At 71.0% G+C, this 26,860-nt stretch carries 31 protein-coding genes and 1 tRNA gene; 23 read left to right on the top strand and 9 right to left on the bottom strand.

Annotated features, from left to right (window positions below; all coding sequences use genetic code 11):
- Positions 1 to 52 precede the first annotated feature (52 nt).
- Positions 53 to 901, top strand: coding sequence for an HpcH/HpaI aldolase/citrate lyase family protein (locus tag FO059_RS13435; RefSeq protein ID WP_143909498.1), 849 nt, complete (start codon positions 53 to 55; stop codon positions 899 to 901).
- Positions 902 to 988: 87 nt separating this feature from the next.
- A complete protein-coding gene (locus FO059_RS13430; RefSeq protein ID WP_143909496.1) occupies positions 989 to 1,285 on the top strand; it encodes a putative quinol monooxygenase in 297 nt (98 codons plus the stop codon).
- A 42-nt stretch (positions 1,286 to 1,327) separates the two neighbouring features.
- On the opposite strand, the gene FO059_RS13425 is transcribed toward FO059_RS13430, so the two are convergent.
- Positions 1,328 to 2,503: an HtaA domain-containing protein gene (locus FO059_RS13425; RefSeq protein WP_233266728.1), complete on the bottom strand. Its 1,176-nt coding sequence runs from the start codon at positions 2,501 to 2,503 to the stop codon at positions 1,328 to 1,330.
- A 101-nt stretch (positions 2,504 to 2,604) separates the two neighbouring features.
- Positions 2,605 to 3,732 (bottom strand): TroA family protein, encoded by a 1,128-nt coding sequence (locus FO059_RS13420; RefSeq protein ID WP_143909494.1) that lies wholly within the window; start codon positions 3,730 to 3,732, stop codon positions 2,605 to 2,607.
- A 284-nt stretch (positions 3,733 to 4,016) separates the two neighbouring features.
- Between FO059_RS13420 and ctaD the strand changes: the two genes are divergently transcribed.
- The 3 genes from ctaD (at position 4,017) to FO059_RS13405 (ending at position 8,158) form a co-directional block, all read left to right on the top strand.
- The gene (ctaD, locus tag FO059_RS13415; protein ID WP_199256996.1) at positions 4,017 to 5,771 is read left to right on the top strand and encodes an aa3-type cytochrome oxidase subunit I; all 1,755 of its coding nucleotides are present in this window, start codon (positions 4,017 to 4,019) and stop codon (positions 5,769 to 5,771) included.
- Between the two features lie 247 nt (positions 5,772 to 6,018).
- Positions 6,019 to 7,248 (top strand): phosphoserine phosphatase SerB, encoded by a 1,230-nt coding sequence (gene serB / locus FO059_RS13410; protein ID WP_143909492.1) that lies wholly within the window; start codon positions 6,019 to 6,021, stop codon positions 7,246 to 7,248.
- Between the two features lie 142 nt (positions 7,249 to 7,390).
- Positions 7,391 to 8,158 (top strand): aminoacyl-tRNA hydrolase, encoded by a 768-nt coding sequence (locus FO059_RS13405; RefSeq protein WP_233266751.1) that lies wholly within the window; start codon positions 7,391 to 7,393, stop codon positions 8,156 to 8,158.
- A gap of 25 nt (positions 8,159 to 8,183) precedes the next feature.
- Here FO059_RS13405 and FO059_RS13400 read toward each other — a convergent pair whose 3' ends face one another.
- The 3 genes from FO059_RS13400 to FO059_RS13390 form a co-directional block, all read right to left on the bottom strand.
- Positions 8,184 to 10,322 (bottom strand): ATP-dependent DNA helicase, encoded by a 2,139-nt coding sequence (locus FO059_RS13400; protein ID WP_143909490.1) that lies wholly within the window; start codon positions 10,320 to 10,322, stop codon positions 8,184 to 8,186.
- 76 nt (positions 10,323 to 10,398) lie between these two features.
- Positions 10,399 to 11,055 carry an isochorismatase family protein gene (locus tag FO059_RS13395; protein WP_143909488.1) on the bottom strand — a complete coding sequence of 219 codons (657 nt, stop codon included), beginning with the start codon at positions 11,053 to 11,055 and terminating at the stop codon, positions 10,399 to 10,401.
- 88 nt (positions 11,056 to 11,143) lie between these two features.
- Entirely contained in the window at positions 11,144 to 12,436 is a 1,293-nt protein-coding gene (locus FO059_RS13390; protein ID WP_143910758.1) for a nicotinate phosphoribosyltransferase, read from the bottom strand.
- A gap of 193 nt (positions 12,437 to 12,629) precedes the next feature.
- Here FO059_RS13390 and clpS point away from each other — a divergent pair, with 193 nt between their 5' ends.
- The 9 genes from clpS to FO059_RS13345 all read left to right on the top strand — a co-directional run bounded on the left by clpS (position 12,630) and on the right by FO059_RS13345 (position 19,396).
- A complete protein-coding gene (gene clpS, locus FO059_RS13385) occupies positions 12,630 to 12,926 on the top strand; it encodes an ATP-dependent Clp protease adapter ClpS (protein ID WP_199257008.1) in 297 nt (98 codons plus the stop codon).
- Between the two features lie 70 nt (positions 12,927 to 12,996).
- Positions 12,997 to 13,572: an oxidative stress transcriptional regulator AosR gene (gene aosR, locus FO059_RS13380; RefSeq protein ID WP_143909484.1), complete on the top strand. Its 576-nt coding sequence runs from the start codon at positions 12,997 to 12,999 to the stop codon at positions 13,570 to 13,572.
- A 53-nt stretch (positions 13,573 to 13,625) separates the two neighbouring features.
- The gene (locus FO059_RS13375; RefSeq protein ID WP_143910757.1) at positions 13,626 to 14,786 is read left to right on the top strand and encodes a P1 family peptidase; all 1,161 of its coding nucleotides are present in this window, start codon (positions 13,626 to 13,628) and stop codon (positions 14,784 to 14,786) included.
- Between the two features lie 50 nt (positions 14,787 to 14,836).
- Positions 14,837 to 15,424 carry a rhomboid family protein gene (locus tag FO059_RS13370; RefSeq protein WP_143910756.1) on the top strand — a complete coding sequence of 196 codons (588 nt, stop codon included), beginning with the start codon at positions 14,837 to 14,839 and terminating at the stop codon, positions 15,422 to 15,424.
- On the top strand, positions 15,421 to 16,254 hold the full coding sequence (murI, locus tag FO059_RS13365) for a glutamate racemase (protein ID WP_233266727.1): 834 nt from the start codon (positions 15,421 to 15,423) through the stop codon (positions 16,252 to 16,254). Before FO059_RS13370 ends, murI begins: the two co-directional genes overlap by 4 nt.
- 93 nt (positions 16,255 to 16,347) lie before the next feature.
- The gene (locus tag FO059_RS13360; RefSeq protein WP_143909482.1) at positions 16,348 to 17,148 is read left to right on the top strand and encodes a cyclic nucleotide-degrading phosphodiesterase; all 801 of its coding nucleotides are present in this window, start codon (positions 16,348 to 16,350) and stop codon (positions 17,146 to 17,148) included.
- A gap of 128 nt (positions 17,149 to 17,276) precedes the next feature.
- On the top strand, positions 17,277 to 18,062 hold the full coding sequence (rph, locus tag FO059_RS13355) for a ribonuclease PH (RefSeq protein WP_143910754.1): 786 nt from the start codon (positions 17,277 to 17,279) through the stop codon (positions 18,060 to 18,062).
- On the top strand, positions 18,062 to 18,703 hold the full coding sequence (rdgB, locus tag FO059_RS13350; RefSeq protein WP_143909480.1) for an RdgB/HAM1 family non-canonical purine NTP pyrophosphatase: 642 nt from the start codon (positions 18,062 to 18,064) through the stop codon (positions 18,701 to 18,703). Before rph ends, rdgB begins: the two co-directional genes overlap by 1 nt.
- A 105-nt stretch (positions 18,704 to 18,808) precedes the next feature.
- Positions 18,809 to 19,396, top strand: a complete 588-nt coding sequence (locus FO059_RS13345; RefSeq protein WP_143909479.1) for a TIGR03086 family metal-binding protein — start codon at positions 18,809 to 18,811, stop codon at positions 19,394 to 19,396.
- A gap of 36 nt (positions 19,397 to 19,432) precedes the next feature.
- Here FO059_RS13345 and FO059_RS13340 read toward each other — a convergent pair whose 3' ends face one another.
- Together FO059_RS13340 and FO059_RS13335 are read right to left on the bottom strand one after the other, a co-directional pair.
- Positions 19,433 to 19,816, bottom strand: a complete 384-nt coding sequence (locus tag FO059_RS13340; protein ID WP_143909477.1) for a DUF3817 domain-containing protein — start codon at positions 19,814 to 19,816, stop codon at positions 19,433 to 19,435.
- A complete protein-coding gene (locus FO059_RS13335; protein ID WP_143909475.1) occupies positions 19,813 to 20,319 on the bottom strand; it encodes a transcriptional regulator in 507 nt (168 codons plus the stop codon). The genes FO059_RS13340 and FO059_RS13335 overlap by 4 nt, the downstream gene beginning before the upstream one ends.
- Positions 20,320 to 20,425: 106 nt before the next feature.
- Between FO059_RS13335 and FO059_RS13330 the strand changes: the two genes are divergently transcribed.
- Positions 20,426 to 20,510, top strand: a tRNA-Leu gene (locus tag FO059_RS13330).
- 106 nt (positions 20,511 to 20,616) lie between these two features.
- On the opposite strand, the gene FO059_RS13325 is transcribed toward FO059_RS13330, so the two are convergent.
- Together FO059_RS13325 and FO059_RS13320 are read right to left on the bottom strand one after the other, a co-directional pair.
- Complete coding sequence (locus tag FO059_RS13325) at positions 20,617 to 21,711, bottom strand: site-specific integrase (RefSeq protein ID WP_143909473.1); 1,095 nt, start codon at positions 21,709 to 21,711, stop codon at positions 20,617 to 20,619.
- On the bottom strand, positions 21,695 to 22,384 hold the full coding sequence (locus FO059_RS13320) for a helix-turn-helix domain-containing protein (protein WP_143909471.1): 690 nt from the start codon (positions 22,382 to 22,384) through the stop codon (positions 21,695 to 21,697). Before FO059_RS13320 ends, FO059_RS13325 begins: the two co-directional genes overlap by 17 nt.
- 113 nt (positions 22,385 to 22,497) lie before the next feature.
- On the opposite strand from FO059_RS13320, the gene FO059_RS13315 reads away from it, so the two are divergent.
- The 8 genes from FO059_RS13315 (at position 22,498) to FO059_RS13285 (ending at position 26,855) form a co-directional block, all read left to right on the top strand.
- The gene (locus FO059_RS13315; RefSeq protein WP_143909469.1) at positions 22,498 to 22,710 is read left to right on the top strand and encodes a helix-turn-helix transcriptional regulator; all 213 of its coding nucleotides are present in this window, start codon (positions 22,498 to 22,500) and stop codon (positions 22,708 to 22,710) included.
- 56 nt (positions 22,711 to 22,766) lie between these two features.
- Positions 22,767 to 22,985, top strand: a complete 219-nt coding sequence (locus FO059_RS13310) for a hypothetical protein (RefSeq protein ID WP_143909467.1) — start codon at positions 22,767 to 22,769, stop codon at positions 22,983 to 22,985.
- A complete protein-coding gene (locus FO059_RS13305) occupies positions 22,982 to 23,563 on the top strand; it encodes a hypothetical protein (protein ID WP_168226627.1) in 582 nt (193 codons plus the stop codon). The genes FO059_RS13310 and FO059_RS13305 overlap by 4 nt, the downstream gene beginning before the upstream one ends.
- Complete coding sequence (locus FO059_RS13300) at positions 23,560 to 23,919, top strand: hypothetical protein (protein WP_143909463.1); 360 nt, start codon at positions 23,560 to 23,562, stop codon at positions 23,917 to 23,919. The genes FO059_RS13305 and FO059_RS13300 overlap by 4 nt, the downstream gene beginning before the upstream one ends.
- Positions 23,912 to 24,124 carry a hypothetical protein gene (locus tag FO059_RS13295; RefSeq protein WP_143909461.1) on the top strand — a complete coding sequence of 71 codons (213 nt, stop codon included), beginning with the start codon at positions 23,912 to 23,914 and terminating at the stop codon, positions 24,122 to 24,124. The genes FO059_RS13300 and FO059_RS13295 overlap by 8 nt, the downstream gene beginning before the upstream one ends.
- A 171-nt stretch (positions 24,125 to 24,295) precedes the next feature.
- On the top strand, positions 24,296 to 24,646 hold the full coding sequence (locus FO059_RS13290; RefSeq protein ID WP_143909459.1) for a hypothetical protein: 351 nt from the start codon (positions 24,296 to 24,298) through the stop codon (positions 24,644 to 24,646).
- A gap of 135 nt (positions 24,647 to 24,781) precedes the next feature.
- Positions 24,782 to 24,985 (top strand): DUF6011 domain-containing protein, encoded by a 204-nt coding sequence (locus FO059_RS19015; RefSeq protein ID WP_372497851.1) that lies wholly within the window; start codon positions 24,782 to 24,784, stop codon positions 24,983 to 24,985.
- Between the two features lie 187 nt (positions 24,986 to 25,172).
- Positions 25,173 to 26,855 carry a YfjI family protein gene (locus FO059_RS13285; RefSeq protein ID WP_143909457.1) on the top strand — a complete coding sequence of 561 codons (1,683 nt, stop codon included), beginning with the start codon at positions 25,173 to 25,175 and terminating at the stop codon, positions 26,853 to 26,855.
- The last annotated feature ends 5 nt before the right edge of the window (positions 26,856 to 26,860 follow it).

The following is a 26,860-nucleotide window of genomic DNA, read 5'->3' as shown; positions in this document are numbered from 1 at the left end:
GGTCCCGGGCGAATCGGCCCCCGGCCCGGCGGAGTCGGATAGCGTTCGACGCATGACCGGAGCGGTGGGCGGGCGCGACGCGATACCGTCGGCCCTCGCGCGCTCGTGGCTGCTGGTGCCGGCGTACGAGGCCGACAGGATCGCGGCGGCGGACGCGTCGGCGGCGGACGCGGTGATCCTCGATCTCGAGGACGGCACGCCGGAGCGTGACAAGGGCTCCGCGCGTGAGGACGTGGTCCGCCGGCTGCAGTCGCGTTCCGCGTGGGTACGGATCAATGCCGTCACCACGAGGCATTGGCGCGACGACGTCGACGCATTGCGCGGGCAGCCCGGGCTGGCGGGCGTGATGCTGGCGGAGAGCACGACGCCGCACGACGTGGACCGCACTGCCGCACAGCTGGGCGCCGACGTGCCCGTCGTTCCGCTCATCGAATCGGCCGCCGGGCTGGACTCGGCCAGGCAGATCGCCGCAGTCCCGGCCGTGGTCCGGCTCGCCTTCGGGCTCAACGACTTCCGTCGTGACACCGGGATCGGCGCCGGGGCGCTCGCGTTGGCGTACGTACGATCGCAGCTGGTGCTGGCCAGTCACCTCGCCGGCTGCGCGCCGCCCATCGACGGTCCCACGATGGACGGCGACCCGGACGTGCTGGCGCGGGAATCCGCAGTCACCGCGGAGATGGGCATGACTGGAAAGCTGGCGCTGCATCCCGAGCAGACCGAGGCGATCAACGCCCACCTGAGCCCCGGTTCCGACGAGATCGCCCGGGCGCAGGAGCTCATCGCGCGGCTGGGGGAGGACGGCAGCGGCATTTCCGACGGCAGCGACCGCCCGCGACTGGCGCGCGCGAAGTCACTGCTCGAGCATGCCCGCGACTTCGGCCTGATGGCGGACGGCGGCTGAAGAGGGGGGACGGCCGACGATGTCCCGCCGGACTTCGGGAACCACCGTAGATGCACGGAATCCACTGACGACGAAAGAGGACGGCGCATGCCGCAGGTGAAGGTCGTGGCCACGATGGAGGCGAAGGACGGCGCGGGGGCGGAGGTGGAGCGCGTGCTCACCGATCTCGCCGGCAAGAGCCGGGCGGAGAACGGCTGCGTGTCGTACGAGGTGTTCGCCTCGGCTGCCGCGCCGGGCACCTTCGTCACCATCGAGACGTGGGCGGACGAGGGCGCGCTGGAGGCGCACATGCGCGGTCTGAACCTCAAGTTCGCCGCGTCGGCGCTGCGCGAACATCTGGCCGGGGCGCCCGCGCTGCACCCGCTCCGGCCCGTCGAGTCATGAGCCCGCGGGCCGGAGCGCGGGCCGGAGCGCGGGCCTCAGGCTTCAGTAAGTGAAATCCAGCGGCGCGATCGGCTGCCCCGAGTAGGGGAGCAGGACGTCCGGCTGTCCCATCGGCACGATGAAGGTGCCGGTCACGCCCGAAGCGGAACGCCGGTCGGCGTCGGCGGGCAGGTCCAGCCGAGCGAGCCGGACCCTGCTCATGGAGTCGGTGCCCACCATCGCACCCGTCGAGGTCTCGGCGGTCAGCCAGGTGCCGTCCGGCGTGAACTCGATCCACGGGTCGGACACGGCGATCTCGAGCAGGTGGAACTTGGTCGACAACACCACGGTGCCCTCATAGCGTGCCGTGCCGAGCCCGGTGGCTGGGTCGATGTCGACGCCCGCGGATCGGAACGTCCAGCGGCCGTCGTCGCGCACGGCCGCGCCGTCGTCCCCGCCGGCCGCGCCCATCAGGGTGTCCGTGACGAGGCCGTCGAATCCGGGTGCGAAGCCCCACACGAGGTCCGGCTCCGGCGGCACGGGGGTGTTCGGGCCGGGCGCCGGGTCGAAGCGGACCGGCACGAAGAGCTCCTCCTCGGCGTTCACGGCGCCGGCCGCGGCGTAGCTGTAGACGCCGTACCGGGCGCCGTCCGGGGCCGCGGCGGGCGGGGCGACGGTCAGGCGGGCGGTGAACGTGCCGTCGTCGTCCATCGGCACCCACTGCTGCCGGATGGTGCGGCGAAGGTCGAACGGGACGTCGGGCACGGCGCCGAGCGCCTCGTCGGTCATCACCCACGCGGTGGCCGAACGGTCCTGCCCGTCGCGCGATTCGGACGGCGCGCCCTGCGACGGGCGCCACTGCGGCGCGAAGGCGCCGAACGCGACGAACACGCCGTGCGGGGTGCCGGGCAGCACGGGCAGGGGGAGGCCGTCGGTGTTCGCCAGCGGGTCGAAGCCGTGGCCCTTGACGACGATGGTGTCGCCGGACCGGACCGGAGTATCGGCCAGCGGGGTGGCCCCGTCGGCCGCGAACACCTCGATCCGCGGTATCTCCGTGGACGGCGGCCGCGCGTCCGCCGCGACGGACCCCGTGGGCGCCGCGCCGACGGTCGCGGGAACGAGTGCAGGCGAGAGAGCGAGCGCGAGCCCCGCGAGGGCGCCGACGGAGCGGCGCGCGAAGCGCATGCGCGAACCGGGGTCCGCGGCGGCCGGGTTCAAAGCGTGCGTTGACAACACCATGGCAGCATCATTGCATTGAACGCATGACCAAGGTTAGCCAGGCCTAATTAATCCGGTGTGACGTCCGCCTCGGTGTCGTCGGTCGGCGGGGGCCGGCGAGGTCAGCCGTAGGCGTTGAGCGACCCGCGGACATCGTCCAGGATCTCGCGGGCCGCGACCAGGCCCCGGCCCCGGGACCACACTCCGTCGTCGACGGTGAACGTCCTGTTCTCGGTCACCGCGATCGACGCCCATGCGTCCGAGTCCATCACCTCTTCGCCGTGGCGCAGCGCGGCAGTGTCGCCGCCGGCGTCGTCCTCGCCGCTGTCCTTCCCGGCGAACGACAGGAACAGCACATCGCCCTCCAGTGCCGCGACGTCGCCGGGGTCCAACGTGCGCACGGCCGGTGAGCCGAACCGCTGCGAGGGGGGGCGGTGCACGCCGATCTGCTGCAGCACCTGCCCGGCGAAGGACGCCGGGCCGAGGATCTCCAGCGAGTCGGCTGTGAACCGGGCGATCGACGCCTGCGCCTGCGCGGCTGCGATGTCGTGCCCGGTGGTGGCGGCCGAGTCCGTGAATCCGCCGATCATGGCGCGGGCGGCCGCCCCGCGGCCGACCGACTCGGCGACCGCCTCGACCGTGCGCGTCCACGGGCCGTCGGTCGGAACGACGACCGTGCGCGCGGAACCGAGGGCCGCGTCGGCGGCGTCCTGCTGGTCGATCAGGATCAGATCGGCGCCGGCCGCCTGGATCGCGGAGCCGTCCGGATTCTCCGCGGATCCGGCGGCCTGGGCGTGCGATGCCCATCCGCCCAGGTAACGGAGCGGTGCGACGTCCGCCGGTGCCGCGACGGCGACCACCCGCTCCTGCAGGCCCAGTGCGCACAGCGTGTCCAGCGCGGAGTATCCGACCGCGACGATGCGCCGGGCGTCGAGTGCGGGGGAGGCCCCGGGATCCAGCGGCGCCTCCGGGCCGCAGGCCTGCCCGGGCTCGCGCTCCACGCCGAGGACCGGGGCGCCGACTATGCGCGTGGTGCTCCGGGGGATGCCGTCGCCGTCCACCGGCGTCGTCGGCATGCTGGCGCAGCCGGCGGACACGAGACCGACGGCGGCGAAGGCCACCATCCCGCGCAGCGTGCGGGCGGAGAACGCGCGGCCGGGGAGCGTGCGGGCGGACTGTGCGCGGGCAGGGGAGGCGGCTCCGCCACGGGTGCGGTGACGGGACGCGGCGCGGCGCGGGGCTGGAACCATGACGACCGACAGTAACACCGCGTGCCCTCGGCGGCGGCGCGCCGGCCGCGCGTCCGCGTGCCCGCCCGGTGCGGCCCGTGGGCCGGGGTCGGGGAGGTTCGCGAAGCGGTTTTCCACTGTCCTTCATCGAGCGGTGACCTGCACGGGGACGCGTGAATACGACGATCTGTAGGACCCGGTCGAGAGTGGGGTGGTTTAGGGTTTAGGATCAGTGCAAGCGCAAGCCGTTTGACGTTCCCGGGGCACTCCTAGCCGTGACCGGGATGCCTAGTCAGGAGGAGCAGTTGACAGCCGTAGCGCCTAAGCCAACCCTTTCTCGGCCTTATCCGCCGAGCAAGGGGCTGAAGGGCTCCTTCATCTACAAGATGGTGACCACCACCGATCACAAGACGATCGGCATCCTCTACATGGTCACGTCTTTCTCCTTCTTCATGGTCGGCGGCCTGATGGCCCTGCTGATGCGTGGCGAACTGGCACGGCCGGAGCAGCAGTTCCTGTCCAACGAGCAGTTCAACCAGCTGTTCACCATGCACGGCACGATCATGCTGCTGCTGTACGCGACGCCGATCGTGTTCGGCTTCGCCAATTACATCCTGCCGCTGCAGATCGGCGCGCCGGACGTCGCCTTCCCGCGCCTGAACGCCATGGCGTACTGGATGTACCTGTTCGGCGGCCTGATCACCCTGGGCGGGTTCATCACCCCCGGCGGCGCCGCGGACTTCGGCTGGTTCGCCTACACGCCGCTGTCGGACTCGATGTACTCCCCGGGTGCCGGCGCGGACCTGTGGATCATGGGCCTGGTGCTCTCCGGCCTGGGCACCATCCTCGGCGGCGTCAACATGATCACCACCGTGGTCACGCTGCGCGCCCCGGGCATGACGATGTTCCGGATGCCCATCTTCACGTGGAACATCCTGGTCACCTCCATCCTCGTGCTGCTGATCTTCCCGCTGCTCGCGGCGGCGCTGCTGGGCCTGATCATCGACCGGCACTTCAACGCCAACATCTACGACCCGGCCAACGGCGGCGTGATCCTGTACCAGCACTTGTTCTGGTTCTTCGGTCACCCGGAGGTCTACGTCGTGGCGCTACCGTTCTTCGGCATCGTCTCGGAGATCTTCCCGGTGTTCTCCCGCAAGCCCTGCTTCGGCTACGTCGGCCTGATCTACGCCACGATCTCCATCGGCGGCCTGTCGATGGCCGTGTGGGCGCACCACATGTTCGCCACCGGCTCGGTGCTGCTGCCGTTCTTCTCGCTGCTCAGCTTCATGATCGCCGTGCCCACGGGCATCAAGTTCTTCAACTGGATCGGCACGATGTGGCGAGGACAGTTGACGTTCGAGACACCCATGCTGTTCTCGGTGGGCTTCATCATCACGTTCCTGTTCGGCGGCCTGACCGGCGTCATCCTGGCGAGCCCGCCGCTGGACTTCCACGTGACCGACACCTACTTCGTCGTGGCGCACTTCCACTACGTGCTGTTCGGCACCATCGTGTTCGCCACCTACGCGGGCATCTACTTCTGGTTCCCCAAGATGACCGGCCGCATGCTCGATGAACGCCTGGGCAAGTGGCACTTCTGGGCGACGTTCGTCGGCTTCCACGGCACGTTCCTGGTGCAGCACTACCTGGGCAACGAGGGCATGCCGCGCCGCTACGTGGACTACCTGGCCAGCGACGGGTTCACCACGCTGAACACGGTGTCGACGATCTTCGCGTTCGTGCTCGGCGCCTCGACGCTGCCGTTCCTGTGGAACGTGTTCAAGAGTTACCGGTACGGCGAGGTCGTCACCGTCGACGACCCGTGGGGCTACGGCAACTCCCTCGAGTGGGCCACGTCCTGCCCGCCGCCGCGGCACAACTTCACCGAGCTGCCGCGGATCCGCTCGGAGCGCCCGGCGTTCGAGCTGCACTACCCGCACATGGTCGAACGCATGCGCGCAGAGGCGCATGTGGGCCCGGGCTCCGGCGACCACGGCGACGAGCTGGTCGGCGCGAGCCACGGCGGCGGTACCGCCACGCTGGAACGCGACAAGTGACCGTTCCATGGTTCTTCGCCGGAGCGCAGTGAACCGCGGGTCCTGACCATCGAAGGCGGCCTCTCCCCGGAATACGGGGAGAGGCCGCCTTCGCTGTCCCGTGCCGCGACCGGAGCGGCGGCGGAGCCGCCGGATGTATTCTGCGGCACGAGCGGGGAGGGTTGCCGCCCCGCGGCCGCGCGGGCCGTGATGAGATTGCCACCGGTGCCTCTTCCCGGCACGTGAGCGCGTAAGGAGGTTCCGGTCGGTGACCGAAACAGATGCCACTCTGCTGGTCACGGTGACCGGCCCGGACAAGCCGGGGGTCTCGTCCTCGGTGTTCTCGGTGTTGTCCGCCCATGATGTGAGCCTTCTCGACGTAGAACAGGTCGTCATCCGGGGCCGGCTCACGCTGGGCGTGCTCGTGGCCTCGCCGCCCGAGCCCGGTCCGCTGCGTCATGACCTGGAACGGGCGGTGCGCGATATCGGCATGTCCGTCCACGTCGCGTTGGGGGTGGACCCTGCGCACGGCCACGAGGTCTCCACCCACGCCATCGTGGTGCTGGGGCGCCCGGTCTCGGCCAGCGCATTCCAGGCCATCGCCCACGCCATCGCCGACTGCGGCGCGAACATCGACGCCATCCGGGGCATCGCCGACTACCCCGTGACGGGGCTGGAGATGCAGGTCTCGACGCCGGGCAGGAGCGTCCGCGAGGACGCGGCACTGCGCGCGTCGGTCGCGGAGGCGGCGGCCACCCAGGATGTCGACGTCGCCGTGGACCGGGGCGGGCTGGCCCGGCGTTCCAAGCGGCTCATCGTGTTCGACGTCGATTCCACGCTGATCCAGGGCGAGGTGATCGAGATGCTCGCCGCCCATGCCGGCAAAGAAGCGGAAGTGCGGGCGGTCACCGAGTCCGCGATGCGCGGCGAGATCGACTTCGCCGAGTCGCTGCACCGGCGGGTCGCCGTGTTGGAGGGGCTGCCGGCCTCGGTGGTGGAAGAGGTGGGCGCGGCCATCCAGCTCACGCCGGGCGCGCGTACGACCATCCGCACTCTCAAACGCATCGGTTACCGCTGCGGCGTGGTCTCGGGGGGATTCACACAGGTGATCGCGGGCCTGGCACGGGAGCTCGAGCTGGATTTCGCGCTGGCCAACGAGCTGGAGATCGTCGACGGCAGGCTCACCGGCCGCGTGGTGGGAACGGTGGTGGATCGTGCCGAGAAGGCCGTGGCGCTCCGCCGCTTCGCGGAGGGTGCGGGAGTGTCGCTGGAGCAGACCGTGGCCGTCGGGGACGGGGCGAACGACATCGACATGCTCACGACGGCGGGGCTTGGCATCGCCTTCAACGGGAAGCCGGCGCTGCAGGAGGTCGCGGACGCCTCGCTGAACTACCCGTTCCTCGACGCGGTGCTGTTCATCCTGGGCGTCACGAGGGACGAGGTCGAGGCGGCGGACGCGGTGGACGGTTTGGTCCGCCGGGTCCCCATCGAAGACTGACCGGACGAGCAGGCGCTTTTCCGACGTGCAGGGTATGACCAGGACGGGCAGGGGCTGACGGGATGGACGGCGAGTGACGGGCACGGACACCGGCGACGGGCGCTCGGCGGCGCAGAAGGTGTGGCATTGGCTGCGCGGCGACGTGCGCGCACCGCAGGAGGCGCACCAGGCCGTCCTCACCAACACTTTCGAGGCCCGGCACGGGGTGCTGGCGCGCGGCTACGGCTCGGCGCCGGACCCGGCGGATCCCGCGGACGTGCTGGCGATGCAGGTGGTGCTGCGCATCGAGAAGCGCGATCCGCCGGCACGCAGCGCACTGCTTGCGGCTGCCGCCACCGCCGCGGTGGCCCTGTGCCTCGACGAGCGGAGCGGTCCGGGCGGTGAGTGGGGTCCCGCCCTGCACGCCTGGGTGAATGCCCGGATCCGCAAGGTCACCCGGCGCGCCCGCGGCAAGCAGTGGGAGGACGTGCAGGAGCTGCCGGGGGTCACTGTCGCGAGCGGGGGCGCCGAGGCGCGCGCACTGGTCCCCGGGGCAGTGGGGAACCTGGACCCCCGGGTGAAGAAGCTGCAGATCAGCGGCACCGACCTGCCCGACGACGAGCCGGGGGAGCCCGCGCCCAAGCTGCCCGTCATCTGGATCGATGCCGCACTGGCGATGTCCACGGGCAAGGCGGCCGCACAAGTGGGACATGCGGCCATGATCCTGGCGGGGGCGATGACCTTCGAGCAGGTGCGGAACTGGGCGCGCCACGACTTCGCGTGCAGCGTGCGCGACGCGTCGCCGGAGCAGTGGGCACGCCTGCAGGAGGCCGTGCGCTCGGGCGATGCGGTGGCGGTGCGCGACGCGGGCTTCACCGAAGTGGCCCCGGGGTCGACGACGGTGATCGCCGAGCCGCACGGCCTGCCGTAGCGCCGGGCGGGCAGAATCCGTGGGGTCAGCCCGCGCCGAGACGAGCGAGTGCGCCGCGCGCCGCTGCACCGTCGGACGTCTCCCAGAACGGCGGTAGCGACGCCCGCAGGTAGCCGCCGTAGCGCGCGGTGGCCAGTCGCGAGTCGAGCACCGCGACCACACCGCGGTCGGTGGTGCTGCGCAGCAGCCGGCCCACGCCCTGGGCCAGCAGCAGGGCCGCATGGTTGGCCGCGACGGCCATGAAGCCGTTGCCGCCGCGCGATTCGACGGCGCGCTGCCGGGCGCCCAGCAGCGGGTCGTCGGGCCGGGGGAACGGGATGCGGTCGATGAGCACCAGTGACAGGGACGGCCCGGGCACGTCCACCCCCTGCCACAGCGAGAGCGTGCCGAACAGCGACGTGGCCGGGTCGTCGGCGAACTTGCGCACAAGCTGCCCGGTGGAGTCCTCGCCCTGGCACAGCACCGGCGTGTCGAGCCGTTCCCGCATCGCGTCCGCCGCGGCGCGGGCTGCGCGCATGGACGAAAACAGCCCGAGTGTGCGGCCTCCTGCCGAGGAGACCAGGCCGGCGATCTCGTCGAGCAACGCCGGCGACTGCCCGTCGCGCCCCGGCGGCGGCAGGTGTGCGGCCACGTAGAGGATGCCGGCCCGCGCATGATCGAACGGCGATCCGACGTCAAGAGAGCTCCACCGGACTGCGGGCCGCTCGGAACCGGGCCGGTCGGCCGGGACCTCCTTGCCGGAGGCCAGATCGGGGTCGATCGTGCGGACGGCGGGGGACTGCGAGGCCGGCGGCAGACCCCAGTCGATGGCCAGGCCGTCGAACGATCCGCCCACCGTCAGCGTGGCAGAGGTGAGGATGGTCGTCGCCTCCCCGAACAACCGGGCGCGCAGCATCCCGGCCACCGACAGCGGTGCCACCCGCACCACGTGCCCGCGGCGATCCTCGTCGGCCATCCACACGACGTCCCGTCGCCGGGCGGGGTCCGGCTCGTCGAACGCGGTGAGTACGCGCACGGCGGTGTCGTGCAGCTCGTCCAGTTGGTTGAGGGCCGCGCCTCGTGCCGCGGCCGCCTCGGGGTCGGCCGCCGCCATCCCCTGCTTGACGGGGCCGATGGCGGTGCGCGCGGCCCATGCGGCGTCCCGCAGCGCGGCGAGGGCGGCGCCCGCGGCGTCCGGCACGCGTTGCCACGCGCCTTCGGGGCAGTCGGCCAGGGCTGCGTCCAGGTTCTCCCCGGCCTCCTGCAGACGATCGGAGTCCTGTTCCTCGATCAGACGCGCGCACCTCTTGACCGCCGCCGACACGGCGGGAGCGGTGAGCTCTGCGGTGGCGACCCCCGTGACGCGGTCCACCAGCTCGTGCGCCTCGTCGATGACGACCACATCGTGTTCGGGCAGCACCGGTACGCCGGTGATGGCGTCGATCGCGAGCAGGGCGTGGTTGGTGACGACGACGTCGGCCGCGCCCGCGGCGGCACGCGCGCGTTCGGCGAAGCAGTCGGTGCCGTGCGGGCAGCGCGACGCGCCCAGGCACTCGCGGGCGCTGACGCTGGCCTGCCGCCACGCCATGTCGGTGACGCCGGGGGCCAGGTCGTCGCGGTCGCCCGTGTCGGTCTCGTCGGACCATTCCCGCAGGCGCTTGACCTCGCGGCCCAGGCGGGAGACCGCGAACGGGTCGAACAGCTCCTCGTCCGGCTGCTCGTCCGCCGCGCCCGACGACAGCTTGTTGAGGCACAGGTAGTTGCCGCGCCCCTTGAGGATCGCGAACTCCGGCCGCCGGGGGAGGGCGGGCGCCAGCGCATCGGCGAGCCTGGGCAGGTCGCGCTCCACCAGCTGGCGCTGCAGTGCGATCGTGGCAGTGGAGACCACCACGGTGCGGCCGGTGCGCACCGCGTGCTCCACGGCCGGAACCAGGTAGGCCAGCGACTTGCCGGTGCCGGTCCCGGCCTGGACGGCCAGGTGTTCACCGGTGTCGATGGCGTGCTCCACGGCCGAGGCCATCCGGATCTGTCCCGGCCGCTGCGTGCCGCCGACCGACGCGACCGCGAGGTCGAGCAGCCCGGCGACCGTCGCCGAGGCGGACTCCGCGGGGTCCGCCTCCGGGGTGCCGGAGTTCGCGGTGGCGTGAGCCTCGGTGGCGGGGACGTCGGCGGCGGGCTGCGGCATCACACGAGCCTATCCGCTCCCGCCGGACGCCCCGCACGGCGGATTCGGCAGCCCGGCACGGGCGCGGGTCCGCTCGTCACGGGCGTGGAACCGTGCCCACCAGTTCCACGCCGGCTGCACGCAATCGGTCGAGCGCAGTCGCCACGGTGTCCGGCGCGACGCCCGCGGTGTGCTCCAGCAGCACGCGCGTGGGGAAGCCGGCGGCCGCGGCGTCCAGGGCCGTCGCGCGCACGCAATGGTCCGTGGCTATTCCGACGACGTCGACGGCGCCGACGCCGTGGTCCCGCAGCCAGCCGCCCAGACGCACGTCGTCCCGTGTTTCCAGGTCGGCGTCCGGGGTGCCGAGGAAGCCGGAGTATCCGTCGTCGTACTGGCCCTTGTAGAACACGGCGTCGAACTGCGGCGACCCCAGCGCCGGATGCAGGTCCGCGCCGGGGGTGTGCGCGCGGCAGTGGACGGGCCAGCTGGTGACGAAGTCCGGTGCGGTGCCGGGGGCGGCGAAGTGCGCGCCCGGATCGATGTGGTGGTCGCGGGTGGCCACGACCACCCGGTATTTCGAGCGATGCTCGTCGAGGAGCCGGCGGATCGATGCTGCGGCGGCCGCTCCGCCCGTGACCGCGAGCGCGCCGCCCTCGCAGAAGTCGTTCTGCACGTCGACGACGATGAGCGCCCGGGGTCGTACGGCCGTCCCGTCCGGTGCGGGGGTGCCGGGGGAAGGGGCGTTGACGGTCATGGCGCGGGCTCCATCGACGGCGGGTGTGCCACCACTGTGCTCCCGTGGCGGCGGACAGTCCACCGGCCGGGTACCGGCGCGCGCGTGGTCAGGGGAGGAACCGCGGCGTCACCGCGGGGAGCCCGTGCGTGAGCCGCAGCCCCTCCCACGGCAGGCCGGTGAGCCCGTCCGCCGCCAGCGCGCGTGCGCCGTCGATCCCGCCGAGCCCCGGCGCGGGCTCGCCGCCGCGCACCAGCGGACGCATCAGCTGCTCGGTGTGCAGGCCCGGCCCCGCGAGCGCATCGACACCGCCCGGATCGGTGAAGCCGCCCGCGGCCCGGTAGACGATCTCCTCGACGATCGTGCCGGTGGCGCGCACGGTGCGCACCGCCCGCTTGACGCCGCCGCGCGAGGACTTGTCGGTGCTGCGCTTGGCCACGGGAACGCCCTCGACCTCGACGAGCTTGTAGACCATTCCGGCGGTGGGGGCGCCCGAGCCGGTGACCAGCGAGGTGCCCACCCCGTACGCGTCGACGGGTTCCGCGCGCAGCGCCGCGATCCCGTACTCGTCGAGGTCGCCGGAGACCACGATCCGCGTCCCGGCGGCGCCGAGCCCGTCGAGCTGGGCGCGCACCTGCCGGGCCATCTCGCCGAGGTCGCCCGAGTCGATGCGCACGGCCCCCAGCCCGGTGCCCGCCACCTCGACCGCCCGCCGCACGCCTTCCGCGATGTCGTAGGTGTCCACCAGCAGCGTGGTCCCGGTGCCCAGTGCGTCGACCTGCGCCCGGAACGCGGCAGACTCGTCCGGCCCGTCCGGCGTGGTGTGCAGCAGGGTGAACGCGTGCGCGCTGGTCCCGGTTCCGGGAATGCCGTGGCGCCGCACGGCCTCGAGGTTGGAGGTGGCGTCGAAGCCGCCCACGTAGGCGGCGCGCGCTGCGGCCACCGCGGCCTCCTCGTGCGTGCGCCGCGATCCCATCTCTATCAGCCTGCGCGATCCCGCCGCGTGGGCCATGCGGGCGGCCGCCGAGGCGATCGCGGAGTCGTGGTTGAGTATCGACAGCACCAGCGTCTCCAGCACGACGCACTCGGCGAACGTGCCGCGCACCGACAGGATCGGGGAACCCGGAAAGTACAGCTCGCCCTCCCGGTACCCGTCGATGTCGCCGGAGAACCGGAAGTCCTCCAGCCACGCCAGGGTGCGGGCGTCCAGGACGCCGCGCAGCGGCTCCAGCTCGGCGTCGCCGAAGCGGAAGCGTGCCAGCGCGTCGAGCAGGCGCCCGGTGCCGCCGACGATTCCGTATCGCCGGCCGTCGGGAAGCCGCCGGCCGAACACCTCGAAGCCGCAGCGCCGGTGCGCCGTCCCGTCCGCGAGCGCGGCGCGCAGCATCGTCAACTCGTACATGTCCGTCAGCAGTGCGGTGCTGTACGCCTGCTCGGCGCGTTCGGAAGGCCGGTTCACACCTTCAACCTAAATGCCCCGGCGCACGGTCCGCCAGATCGGGCCGCCGGAAGGCCGACGGCGCCGGTCCCGCGGGTTCGGCGGGGCCGTAGCCGGGCGCGGTGCCTCGCCGTACCCTTGGGGCATGGCTGCACCGATGCCGAGCGCACCCGTCGCGGAACCGCAGGTGGACGAGGAACTCGACGAGCTCGAGGAGATCGACCAACCCTGGGTGACCATCGTGTGGGACGATCCGGTGAACCTCATGCATTACGTGGCGTTCGTGTTCCAGAAGCTGTTCGGATACAGCAAGGAGAAGGCGAACGAGCTGATGATGAAGGTGCACAATGAGGGCAAGGCGGTGGTCAGCTCAGGCGGCCGGGACACGATGGAGAACGATGTCCGCCGCCTGCATGCCGCGGGATTGTGGGCGACGATGCAGCGGGGCGAATAAGCTGGCCGGGCTGCGGCGGGCCGGGCGGCGAGGTCCTGCCGGACACAACTGATCGGAGTCGGGAACCCAAGTGCGTGAGTGGACGAGGAAGCATTCGCTGGGGGGCGTGCGGTTCCGCTCGGACATCAGCGACCACGAGTCGGCGGTGCTCCGTTCGATGGTGACATCGGTGGCGGGGATGCTCGAAGCGCGGGAGCAGGAGACGCCGCAGGACGATCTCGCCGCGCTCACCGGCATGCGCTCGGGCAGCAACGAGGCGCCGAGCGACCCGATCCTGGCGCGACTGCTGCCGGACTTCCACCGGCCCGAACACGACAAGGGCGCCGACCCGGCGGAGGGCGCCGACCTCAACGGCGCGCTGCGCAGCCTGCACGAGCTGGACATCATCGCGGAGAAGCGGCGGGTGGCGCGCGAAATGCTCGCGTCGCTGCCGGAGGGCGGTGGAAGGGTCACTCTGACCCCGGAGCAGGCCGATTCCTGGGTGACCGCGATCAACGACGTGCGGCTGGCGCTGGGCGCGGCGCTGGGGATCGACGCCGACACCCCGGAGCAGCTTCCCGACGACGACCCGCGCGCCGGCGAGATGGATATCTACCACTGGGCCACGTGGGTCCAGGACAGCCTGGTGCAGGTGATGATGCAGTGACGGGAACCGGATCATGAGCACCGCGTCCGGAACGGTGGGCGGCGGTGGGTGAGGTGCGCGGTCGGCCCGGCGCGCGCAACTCGATCATCGACGTCCCGGGGATCCGCGTGGGCCACGCCCATCGGCTGGACGCCGGCGTCACGGTGGGCGCCGCGGACGGGTCGTCCGACGGCAGCGGCTGGGCCACCGGGTGCACGGTGGTGCGCGCGCCCGGCGGGGGCGCGGTGGCGGCGGTGGACGTGCGCGGCGGGGGGCCCGGCACCCGCGAGACCGACCTGCTGGACCCGGCGCACACCGTGCAGCGGGCGCACGCGATCCTGCTGACGGGCGGAAGCGCCTTCGGTCTGGCCGCCGCAGACGGCGTGATGCGCCGGCTGGAGGACGAGGGCGTGGGCATCCCGATGGGCGGCGACGGCAAGGTCGTGCCGATCGTCCCCGGCGCGGTGATCTTCGACCTGCCCGTGGGCGGCTGGCGCAACCGCCCGGACGCCGCCTTCGGCTACGCGGCCGCGGCGGCGGCCGGGACGGACGGGGGGAGTGCGGCGGGCGGTCCCGCCGACGCGGCGATCGCCACCGCGGGGGGAGACGCCGCAGGCTGCGTGGGGGCGGGCGTCGGAGCCCGGGCGGGCGGGCTCAAAGGCGGCATCGGGTCGGCCAGCACGGTGATCGACGGCGGCCCGGCCCACGGCGTGAGCGTGGGTGCGATCGTGGTGGCCAACCCCGTCGGCAGCGTCGTCGACCCGGACGGCGGCGTGCCGTGGGGCGCGGGCGCCGAGCTGGCCGGGGAGTTCACCGGGCTGCGTCGCGACCCCGGGGCGGACGCCCGCGCCCGCATCGCCGGGCTGGCCGCCAAGGGGACGGTATTGAACACGACCATCGGCGTCGTCGCCACGGACGCGGCGCTCACGCCGGCCGGGTGCCGCAGGCTCGCCACCGTGGCGCACGACGGGCTGGCGCGGGCGATCCGCCCGGCGCACTCGCCGCTGGACGGCGACACGCTCTTCGCGCTCGCCACCGGCCTGCACGAGCCGCGTGGCGGCGGTCCGCCCGCACCCGCGGAGATGCCCGCCCCCGCCGAGATGCCCGGGGACCTGGCGTTGTTGACGGCCCTGTGCGGTCCGGCGGCGGACTGCGTGGAGCGCGCCGTGGTGCACGCGGTGCTCGCCGCCGAATCGGTGGCGGACATCCCCTCCTACCGTGCGGTGATCGGGTGAGCGCCAGGCCGCCCGCGGCGACGGGCGCAGGCGGGCGGACACCGGCGCCGATGCCGCGGTGGAAGTCGGCGGGCGTCGCCGCGGGAGGCTTCGTCGCGGTGCTCTACATAGTGGAGCTGCTCGACACGATCATGGGCGGTCGCCTCGACAGCCTGGGCATCGAACCGCGCACCGTGGACGGGCTCTGGGGGATCGTCTTCGCCCCGCTGCTGCACTTCGGCTGGCAGCACCTGCTCGCCAACACGCTGCCGCTGCTGGTCCTCGGCTACGTGCTGGCGCTGTCCGGGGTGGGGCGCGCGGCGGCCGCCACCGCGATCGTGTGGGTGATCGGCGGCGCCGGGGTGTGGCTGTTCGGCGCCTCGGGCACCGAGGTCGCGGGCGCTTCGGTGATCGTGTTCGGCTGGCTCGTATACCTGCTGGCGCGCGGGGCGTTCACCCGCCACTGGGCCGACATCGTCGTCGGCGTCCTCATTCTCGTGGCCTACGGTTCGCTTCTGTGGGGCGTGCTGCCGTCGTCGCCGCACGTGTCGTGGCTGGGCCACCTGTCGGGGGCCGTCGGAGGGTTCGTCGCGGCGTGGCTGCTGGGCCGCGACCCGCGCGGCGCTGCGCCGGCGGGACAGGGGAAGATCAGGGCGTGAGCACAGGCGGATACCTCGGGGCAGGCGACGCGACAGGAGGGGTCGAGGGGGCGATCGGGGTCTTCGACTCCGGCGTCGGTGGACTCACCGTGGCGCGGGCGATCATCGACCAGCTTCCCGACGAGCACATCCGCTACGTCGGCGACACCGCCAACGGGCCGTACGGGCCGCTGACGATCCCCGAGGTGCGCAGGCATGCCCTGGCGGTGGCCGACGACCTCGTGGACCGCGGCGTCAAGGCGCTCGTGATCGCGTGCAACACCGCCTCGGCGGCCTGCCTTCGCGATGCCCGCGAACGTTATCCGGTGCCGGTGGTGGAGGTGGTACTGCCCGCGGTCCGTCGCGCGGTGGCCACCACGCGCACCGGCCGGATCGGCGTGATCGGCACGGCGGCCACCATCTCCTCGCGCGCCTACGAGGACAGCTTCGCCGCCGCGCGCGACGCGGTCATCACCTCGGTGGCCTGCCCCCGCTTCGTGGACTTCGTCGAACGCGGCATCACCAGCGGGCGCCAGGTGCTGGGGCTGGCGCAGTCCTACCTGGCGCCGCTGCAGGAGGCCGACGTGGACACGCTGGTGCTCGGGTGCACGCACTACCCGCTGCTCTCGGGGATCGTCCAGCTGACGATGGGCGACGAGGTCGCCCTGGTCTCCAGCGCGGAGGAGACCGCCAAGGACGTCCTGCGCGTCCTGACCGAGAACGATCTGCTGCGACCGCACGGCGGCGAACCGCCGCGCCGCGAGTTCCTGGCCACCGGCGATCCGGTGCAGTTCGCGCGGCTCGCGGGACGCTTCCTCGGACCGGCTCTCACCCCCGTGGCACACGTGTAACGTCGTGCGCAGATGCGGCGGCGACGGTGACGAAGATGTCATCGTCACGAGGTCGATGAGTGTGCGGCAGGAGGTCATGGCACTATGACCGCCATGCGGTTGACCGTCTTGGGCTGCTCCGGCAGCGTGACCGGACCGGATTCCCCGGCGTCCGGGTACCTCCTCACGGCCGAGGGCACGCCGCCAGTGGTCCTCGACTTCGGCGGCGGCGTACTGGGCGCGCTGCAGCGGCACGCGGACCCGCGTGAGGCCGTCGTGCTGCTCACCCACCTGCATGCCGATCACTGCCTCGACGTCCCGGGGCTGCTGGTGTGGCGGCGGTACGGCCCGGGGAGCGCGGCGGGCCGTGCGCGGATGTACGGCCCCGCGGACACCGCCCATCGGATCGGGGTCGCGTCCGCGGAGATCGCGGGCGAGGTGGACGACATGTCCGACACCATCGACCTGCACTCGTGGGAGCACGGTGTCGCGATCACCGTCGGCCGCCTCACCGTGGAGCCGCGCCGCGTGTGCCACCCTCCGGAGTCCTTCGGGCTGCGGATCACCGCGCCCGACGGAGCCGTCTTCGCCTACAGCGGGGACACCGCGATGTGCGACGAGGTCGTCGAGCTCGCCCGCGGCGCCGACGTCTTCCTGTGCGAAGCCTCGTGGACGCACGCGCCGGAGCTGCGGCCCCCGGGTCTGCACCTTTCCGGCACGGAGGCCGGCCGGATCGCGCAGCGCGCGGGCGTGGGGCGCCTGCTGCTCACGCACATCCCGCCGTGGACGCCGCGCGGCGAGGTCCTCGCGGAGGCCCGCGCCGAGTACGACGGCCTGGTGGACGTGGTCGCGCCCGATTTCGTGGCGGACGTCGTCCCGACGACGTCGTCGGACCGGCTCGCCTCGCACGGATAGCCCCGCTGCGCCTGGATAGCCCCGCCGCGCACGGTCGCCGCCATGCGTGACACGCGGTACGGCGCCGAGGGAGAGCGCCCCGTCGTCGGGGAAGTCCGCTGTGCGGGAGTTAGGCTCGGGGGGTGACTGTGACTACGCGAACGGACGGCAGGGCCGACGACGAGCTGCGCCCCATCAGCATCACCCGGGGCTTCACCGACCACCCCGCGGGCTCGGTGCTGGTGGAGTTCGGCCGCACGCGGGTGATGTGCACCGCCAGCGTGGAGGAGGGCGTGCCGCGGTGGCGCCGCGGCTCCGGGCTGGGCTGGCTCACCGCCGAGTACGCGATGCTTCCCTCGTCCACGCACACGCGCAGCGGGCGCGAGTCGGTGCGCGGCAAGGTGGGCGGCCGCACGCACGAGATCAGCCGCCTGGTGGGCCGGGCGCTGCGCGCGTGCATCGACCTGTCCGCGCTGGGCGAGAACACCATCGCCATCGACTGCGACGTGCTGCAGGCCGACGGCGGCACACGCACCGCGTCGATCACCGGCGCCTACGTGGCGTTGGCCGACGCGATCACCTACCTCGACGCTGCGGGCCGGCTCGCCGACCCGCAGCCGTTGTCGTGTGGGATCGCCGCGGTCTCGGTGGGCGTGGTGGACGGCCGGGTGCGCCTGGACCTGCCCTACGAGGAGGACTCGCGCGCCGAGGTGGACATGAACGTGGTGGCCACCGACGTCGGGACGCTCGTCGAGGTGCAGGGCACCGGCGAGGGCGCCACCTTCGCCCGCTCCACGCTCGACGCGATGCTCGACTCGGCCACGGCCGGATGCGAGCAGCTGTTCGCCATCCAGCGGGAGGCGCTCGCCGCGCCGTATCCGGGGACGCTCCCGCAGCCTGCCGCACCGGCGAAGAAGAAGGCGTTCGGCAACTGATGCGCCGGATCCTGGTCGCCAGCCGCAACCCCAAGAAGCTGGTGGAGCTGCGTCGGGTGCTGGCGGCCGCGCATGTCACCGGGCTGGAGGTCGTGGGCCTCGACGAGGTCGCCGAGTATCCGGAGACGCCCGAGACCGGCGCGACGTTCGAGGAGAACGCGCTCGTCAAGGCGCAAGACGGCGCCCGCGCCACGGGGCTGCCGTGCATCGCCGACGATTCGGGGCTCACCGTGGCCGCGCTGAACGGCATGCCCGGGGTGCTCTCCGCCCGGTGGAGCGGAGTGCACGGTGACGACGCCGCCAACACGGCGCTGCTGCTGGCGCAGATGTCCGACGTGCCGGAGGAGAGGCGTCAGGCGGCCTTCGTCTCATGCTGTGTGCTGGTGGTGCCCACGGACGAGTACGTGGACGGCGAGGAGGGGCCGGAGGTCAACGAGACCGCGGTGCACGGTGAATGGCACGGCGCCATCGCCCGTGCGCCGCGCGGAGAGAACGGCTTCGGCTACGACCCGGTGTTCGTCCCGGCGGGGGAGGACCGGACCGCCGCGCAGATGAGCGCGGAGGAGAAGGACGCGGACTCGCACCGCGCGCGGGCGCTGGCGCAGCTGGTGCCCATCCTGCGCACGCTCGCCGAGGTGTAGGGGAACCGTCGGCGCGCCGGAGGAAGAGGGCAGACGCCCGTTTTCCCGGTTCCGTGTTGCCGATTCCGCCTGCCCGCCGGGCACCACAGTGGAACCCTGGGCGGCATGGCGATCGATGCGGACGAGGTATACATCAGGGGCTTGCACTTCTTCACCGACGCGGTCGAGGCCGTGGGGCCGGACCGGTGGCAGCAGCCGTCGCCGTGCGAGGGCTGGCGGGCGCTGGACGTGCTCGGCCATATGGGCGGCGTGGTGCGGTTCGGCACGGCACTGCTGCGCGGGGAGGAACCGGGGTGGTCGATCCCGGACCGGCCCGGCGACATCGTCGAGGGGAACCCCCACGCATGGTGGACCGCGCTGGCGGGCCCGGCGCGCGGAGCCATCGAGGGGGTGGATCTGGACGCCGTCATGGACTCGCCCCGCGGGCCGCGGTCGGTGCGGGAGGGCTTGTCGTTCCCGGCGGTCGACCTGTTCGTGCACGGATGGGACCTCGTGCACAGCGTGGGCCGCGAAGCGGAGATCCCCGCCGACGTCGCCGCGTTCTCCTACAAGCTCTCCGAGCCGATGCCGGAGGAGGTGCTGCGCGGGCCGGGCGTCTTCGGGCCCGAGGTGCAGGTTCCGGACGGCGCCACGGCCACGCAGAAGCTCGTGGCGTGGATGGGCCGCGACCCCGCGTGGTCGCCGCCGGCGTGAGGGCGGCGGCGGTTCCGCGGAACCGCGAATGCTCCGTCAGCTGAGACCGAACTGTTCCTTGACCTGCTTGGTGCGGATGTGCTCGACGTAGAAGGACAGGAACGGGATCGTGCCCGCGACCAGTGTGCCGAGGGTACGGGCGACAGGCCAGCGCACGCGCACCGCCAGGTCCATCGTCATGAGCAAGTAGACGAAGTAGATCCAGCCGTGGGCGACGGCGATCCAGCTCAGCCCCTCGACGCCGAATCCGTAGGCGGCGATCAGCTCGAAACACAGTGCCAGCAGCCAGACGCCGGTGATCCAGGCGAGCACGCGGTAGCGGAGGAGCGCGCCGGGGATCTTCTTTTCTTCGGCTGCGAGTGGGCCGGGCACCTCGGCGCCGACGGGGGCGGGGCGCGTTGCGTCCTCGGCTTCGGTCATCGGCCGCGTCCTTTCGTGGAGCGCTCATCGAGCTGAGCAAGGTATTCGTTGTATTCGAGGAGCCGCAGATCGTCCGGCGCCGACTCGGCGGCGTTGCCCGCGGATGCGCCGCGCTGCGGCAGCAGGTCCGCCGGGATCTCGGTGACGGCGGGGGCGGAATCGCGCCCGAGCAGGCGCGCGAGCATACCGGGGCCGTCGTCGGGCACCTCGGGGCGCGTGACGGCGGGGGCGGCCACTGCGGCATCGGGGCTGTCGGAAGACTCCGCGCCTTCGGCGTCGACGATCTCGGCCTGCTGGTCCTCGAGCTTGACGAAGCGCCGGTAGCCGTAGACGCAGAACGCGGCGAACAACGGCCACTGCAGTGCGTAACCGAGGTTCTGGCCGGTGCCGGACGCCGACTCGTAGCGGTCCCACTGCCACCAGCCCAGTGCGAGACAGGTGGCGGCAGCGGCGATGACGAAGACGATCAGTGTCACCCGGTGCCGTCGACGAGTTCGTGCCACACTACGACGGTACCTGACCTGCGGCTCCGCGACCGCTCAGGGGACGGTGACGGGGCGCACTCGGTGAGGGTGTACGACAGGGGCTGTCGTAGGCTGTGCTCCGCACGCGCGAGTGGCGGAACTGGCAGACGCGCTGGATTTAGGTTCCAGTGTCCTAGGACGTGAGGGTTCGAGTCCCTTCTCGCGCACCAAATCTAGAACATGCAGGTAGACACGCTATCGGCGCCACTCCAGGATCGTGCTGGGGTGGCGCCGATAGGCGTTTCTGCCCACATTTTGCCCACAATCGGCGCGAACCTAGACCGACTTCAGGCGCGGCCGGACGCCGGTGCCGATGGCATCGAGGCGCTGCGCAACCCCATCGAGGTCGTCCTCGAATAGGTCCGCGTAGACATCGAGCGTGAGCGCCGCTGTGGAGTGCCCCAACATCGCCTGCACACCCTTGATCGAGGCCCCAGCGGATACCGCCAGGGAGGCTGCAGCGTGCCTCAGATCGTGCGGTGAGATGCCCTTAACGCCTGCCTCCTCGGCTGCAGCATCGAACCATGTCCTCCGCGCCGCCCTCGACCTCACCGGCCCGTCTTTGTCTGTGGTGAACACGAGCTCGTCGGCGCCGCGGCCGCGGATCTGCTCGCGCAGCAGTTCGTGCAGGAACGCCGGGTACGGCACGGTTCTGGAGGCGTGCGACTTCGGCGTACCCCACACGAGGCGCCCGTCGACTTCGGTGGCCGCTTCGGCGATCCGCAGGCGACGGCGCTTCAGGTCGACGCGCCGCACCCGCAGCGCCACCATCTCGGACCACCGGATACCGGTGTAGGCGAGCACCAGGATGATCAGTCGGTTGTCGCCGGCCGCGTGCGCGAGATCAGCGACCTGCTGGGCCGTGAGGTACCGGTTGTCAGGCTTCGGGAGGCGAGGGAGGTCGACGCCTTCGCAGGGGTTGCGGACGATCCGCCGGTCTCTGATCGCCATCTTGCACACGAGCCCTAGAACGTGGTGCGCCTTGCGGACGGTCGACGCCGACAGGCCCTTGTCGTTCATCCCGGCGATCCAGGCCTGAACCCCGGCGGTAGTCACATCGGAGATCCGCTCCGACTCCCAGCGCGGAAGCACCTGCTGATCGAGGCTGTGTCGATACCTGGCGAGGCTCGACGGCTTCAGATTCACCTTGCCCGCGATCCACTGCTCAGCGAGCTCGCCGACCGTGGCGCGGCCGGCCTTCGGGTCGACGTACTCGCCAGTCAGCTTCGCCACCTCGACCGTCGCCGCGAAGTCCTCCGCTTGCCGCTTGGTCCTGAAGCCGCGCTTGTCGGTCTGCCGCCGATCCGGCGTGCGGTAGCGAACCCGGTACCGAAGGCCGGCTTTCGTGGTGTAGCTACTGATCGTCGCCATCGAGCGCCGCCTTCAGCTCGGCCCGCAGCTCGCGGGTGACCTGCCCCTTGTGCTGCGCGTTGGCACCCTCGCCGACCCGCCTGTCGCGCTCTTCGGAGAGCGTTCGACCCCACAGGTGATACGACAGGGCCGCGAGACTCGCAGGATTCAGGCCGAGCGACTTCGCTGCGCGTTCTTCCGCGACCCCTGATGCCTGCGCGAGTTGCCGAATCACGGTCCGCGAATGCCCGAAGAGCCTCGGCACCGACTCAGGAAGGCGACCATCGAGGGCCGCCCGCTCGATGCCCTTCGCCGCGACATCCTGTAGTTCCTCGACGCCGCCGCGTACGTCCCCGGACGCGAGATCGAGCGGTTCGCCTCGCAGGGCAGAGACGATTGCGGCGCCGCGTACATCGAGATCGGCGTTCAGTCTCACCCAGCCGTCGTGCTCTACGAGATCCGCAATCGAGATCCGTTCGCCGGTCACATCTCCGAGGGCCTGCGCGAGCGCGAAGAGGGTGGGCAAGGTGGGGCTCACCTTGCCCTTCTCAAGGGCGCTTACGCGGCTGTCGGACCATCTGAGCCCGTACTCCCGTGCCACCTGCGCGACGGCCTCGGTCCCGGCATCGGCGCGCATGCGGATCGCCTGCGCATTCCGGCCGACCACGTCAGGCAAGCCCGTTGCTTCGTCCATGCCGACACACTACCGCGAATCTTTATCGGCTTGACATCACGGGTGATCTCATGCATGCTCAGTTCATGCCGATAGAAAACGTCGGCGTGAGGCTCAACTGAAGGGAGGCCACCGTGGCCACACCTAAGCGTCTACCGCTCGCCACGCCCGAGGAGGTCGCCGACTTCCGGCGCGTGACGGTCTCGACGCTCGCACAAGAGCGATACCGGGGGAATGGGCCGAAGTTCATGAAGCTCGGCCGGCGCGTGTTCTACGACTGGCAGGACGTCTACGACTGGCTCGACTCCAATCTGATGACGCGAACAGATGCGCGGGCCGCCACATGACCGAGACCCCGCCCCGTCCTCCTGGTCAGACACAGGAGGTGGCCACCAGGCCGAACGTGACGATCAGCCGCGCCCAGGCGTTGAACTTCGATCTCGACATCGGCCTATCGCCGACCCGCGTATCCCGGATCGTCCGCCGACGCCTGAAGGCTGGCGCCGCCGATGCCGACATCATCCGCTGTCTGCGGACGTACCGCGACCCGGTGGGCGACGAGGCGACGTTCAAGGTCGCGCATCCCGACCGGTGGGCCGCATCCCGCGGCCTGACCCGATGACCACAAGAAATGGCCTCGGTAGCGGCTGCCACCGCCCCGAGGCCCTGAACCCCAACCCCCACGAAGGAGGAGAAGTCATGCCGAAGTCTACCGAACCGATCCGCAGCTTCAGCGGATGCTACGCATGGTCGCCGCGAATCCTCGACCAGATTGCCGACCTGCCGGAGGAGCTCGCCGAGCAGATCGCGGACAACATCGAGAACAACTACTGCCCGCGCTGCGATCGGCCGTTCGATCCCGAGCCGCTTCAGCCCGCCGGCTCGCGCGTCACCGATTGCCGATCCATCCCGATCTGCTCGCGTTGCGGCAGCGACGAGGCTACCGAAGTCATGCAGGGGCTCGGCTCCGCCGATCCCGGATGCTCTCATCCTGCGGACTGGCCGCTCAACGTCGGCGACATCGACGCCCGTCATCAGTGGCTGCTCGAGAACACGCGGATCGCCACCTTGGACGTGTCCGCCGGCGGGATGCACTTGGTCGACGAGGACGGCGTGACGACCGTGCAGGCTACGCCGTCGACTGGCGGATGGGCCGAGTACGGGTACCGCGGAAGCGTCGTCGATGAGGAGGAGCTGTGAGCACTCCCTCCGCCGCCACCGGCGGCATGAGCTTCGCCGAGGCAATCACCGACCGCGTCCTTGTCGAGATCCTGGCGAAGGTGTCCCTGGAGATCGGCGCCGCGGAGAAGTTCCCCGAGCAGATCACCGTCGCCGAGCTGGAGAGCATCGCCGCGTGGGCCGGCACGACCGTCGAGGAGATCCTGGTCGAGGCGCGGGCCGCCACCGGCGCCGAGTCGGACCAGCTCGTGCCCTGCACTGAGTGCAGGCGCCGCGCCGAAGCCGAGCTCTCAGACGTCGAGTACGCGCTGATCGAGGCACGCCGCCGGGGCATCGCCGTGGAGGACGTGGCCACGGAGGTGATGGGCGATGAGTGACCGCGACCGCCTGCTCGACAAGGGGCGCGCCCTGTACGACCAGACAGTCGCCCGCGGGGTTGACCAGGGCAGGTACCGCCTGATCGTCGACCCCACCGGCACACGCCCCACCATGCTCGTCGCTGGTGCCCTGTTCGATCAGGTTCCGCCCACCAGCTGGGCCGAGGAGCAGATCGACCAGCAGATAAAGGAGTCCGGCCGATGATCCGCGAAATCCTCCGCCTCACCCTCGTCGTCACCGCGATCGGCGCGGGCAGCTACCTGGTCGCCCTCGGAGCGCTCACGCTCGCGGTGCAGTGGGGATTCTTGGCCGCCTGACCACGACGTCGCCGTCACCCCCGACGGCATCCAGATCCGCCGACCTAAGGAGCACACCATGCCGAACCCGACCACCGTCGAGATCCTTACCCGCGTCGATTTCCAATCGCTGTTCGACTCCAGCGGTGACTTCGACCAGCTGCGAATGAAGGACGGGTCGAAGCCGACGGCCTGCGAACTTGAGGCAATCAAGGCTGCTGGCCCTGAAGACCTCAGCGCGGCAGGCGACGCAATGAAGCGGGCCGCTGACTTCGAGTATGAGCGTGCACAGCGCGTACAGCCTGCCGTGGACCTGGTTCGCAAGTACGCACGCGCCACGGACAAGACCGTTGAGGAGGTAGTGCCTCGCATGACGGCAGAGGAGCAGGAGGAGTTCGCGGAGGCGGCGTACTACCTGCTCCACCGGTAGCCGCTCGACGGCCTCGACAGATCTGCTGATCCACCTCAACACGTTCGACAAGGCCCCGGTCCAGAGTCCCTGTCAGAACGACTGATCCCCCGGACCCAGGTTTGGGCCGGGGGATCGAGAAAGGCAACCACCCTCATGGTTGTTTCCTATCTTACCCAACTCCACGACCAGCTCGACGCTGATGAGCGGCGCGAACGGGATCTACTGACTGAACTCGCCGACCGCGGCTTCAGGATCTCCGTGCCCTGCCGAGTGTGCGGCCAAGCCCTTGTGGATCCGCGCTCAGTCGCCCGTCACATCGGGCCGCACTGCGCCCGCCGATCGGGTGATGCCAAGTGATCTTCTATCCGATCGGCCCCTGGCGCGAATGTGGTTGCTGGACCGCCGCGCATGTCACCGAGCAATGCGAATGGCTTGGCGAGCTCTGCGAGTACCCGACCGTGACACCGCTATGGGACCGGCCCATCCGACTGTGCTCACACGGTGGAGATCCACGTACCTGCCCGATTGAGAGAGGAGTTGCCTCGTGATCCCGTACGGCACCGAAGCCGACACCGCGACTGAAGATCAGATCGTGGCCGCGCTTGACGGCCCGGCCGATCCGCCGACGCCGCTGACCGCCACCAGATCGATCCCGCAGTTCCCTGTCGACGCTCTGCCGACCAGTGTGCGGGCGATGGTGGAGGGAACCGCCGAGGCCACCCAGACTGACCCAGCGATGGCCGGTACGTCGGCACTCTCCGCCCTGAGCGCCTGCACCGGTGGGCACGCGCAGATCGAGATCCGCTCAGGCTGGCGAGAGCCCTTGTGTGGGTACTTCGCCACCGTGGCTGGACCGGGGGAACGCAAGTCCTCGGTGCAGCACTCGATGATCGCGCCGCTGCTCGATGTCGAGGCCCAGCTCGCCGAGCTCGGTATGGCTGCACGGATGGAGGCCGAGACGCTGAAGTCCATTGCGGTCGCCGAGGCCGAGAAGGCTCGCAAGATCGCCGCCAACGCGACCGACAACAAGAGTGCGCTGCAGGCTGATGCTGTCGGCGCCGCACAGACTGCAGAGTCCATGACCGTGCCCGCGGTGCCACGGTTGGTGGCCGATGACGTCACGCCCGAAGCTGCAGCGTCACTGCTCGCCGAACAAGGTGGTCGTCTGGCGATCATCTCGGCCGAGGGCGGCATCTTCGACATCATCGCCGGCCGCTACTCGAAGTCGATTCCAAACCTGGATCTCTGGCTCAAAGGTCACGCGGGCGATCCGCTGAAGGTCGACCGCAAGGGCCGTGAGCCCGAGTACGTCCGTCACCCGGCGCTCACCCTCGGGCTGATGATCCAGCCGTCCGTTCTGTCCGCTCTGTCACGTGAGGAATCATTCAGGGGTCGGGGATTCCTCGCGCGCATTCTGTTCGCCTGCCCGGTCTCGAAGGTCGGCGCCCGCACGATCGCGCCCGCGCCCGTCACCGAGGTCGTGCGCGCCGCCTACACGCGCAGCATCGGCACGCTCGCCGAGGGCATGGCCGGATGGAACGGAGACCCCGCCGTCCTGGTCCTGTCGCCGCCAGCACACGACGCGGTGCGGTCATTGGAAGAGGCTGTCGAACCAACCCTCGCGGGTAACGGAGAGCTCGCGTCTATCGCCGATTGGGGAGCGAAGTACGTCGGTGCGGTCTGCCGGATCGCAGGGATGCTGCACCTGGCCGAGTACGGGCACGACGTTGGTGTTCGATGCCCGGTAGCGGTCGAGACCATCGAGGCCGCCACGCGGGTCGGTGGGTACTTCAAGGCGTGCGCGATCAAGGTGTTCGCCGAGATGGGCATGGACCAGATCACTGCAGATGCGATCTACCTGTTGGAGCGCATCGAGCATATCGGCGAGGACGTCATCTCTGAGCGGGATATGCAGCGGGCCGCTCGAAGGTTCAAGTCCAAGACTGAGCTGCAGCCTGCACTTGACCGACTCATCGAGTACCGGCATTTACTTCCGATCCCGGCGCCGGGATCGGGTGCATCGGTTGGCCGGAGCCCCTCGCCGACGTACCGGCTCAACCACGGGACACAACGGACACAAAGGACAGAACCACCGTCCGAGGGCAGTTCTGTCCGTTCTGTCCGCTCTGTCCCCACCCCTGGCGGTTCCTGCCGCCACCATCCCGACGTCAACCTCACCGCCGCCGGCAAGTGCTGGCAGTGCAGCCTCGCCACCGTCAGCGCCTAGGAGAT

It is taken from the genome of Tomitella fengzijianii, from assembly GCF_007559025.1.
Classification (GTDB): Bacteria; Actinomycetota; Actinomycetes; order Mycobacteriales; family Mycobacteriaceae; genus Tomitella; species Tomitella fengzijianii.
The sequence above is the reverse complement of the archived record's forward strand: the minus strand, read 5'-3'. Positions and strand labels throughout refer to the sequence as shown.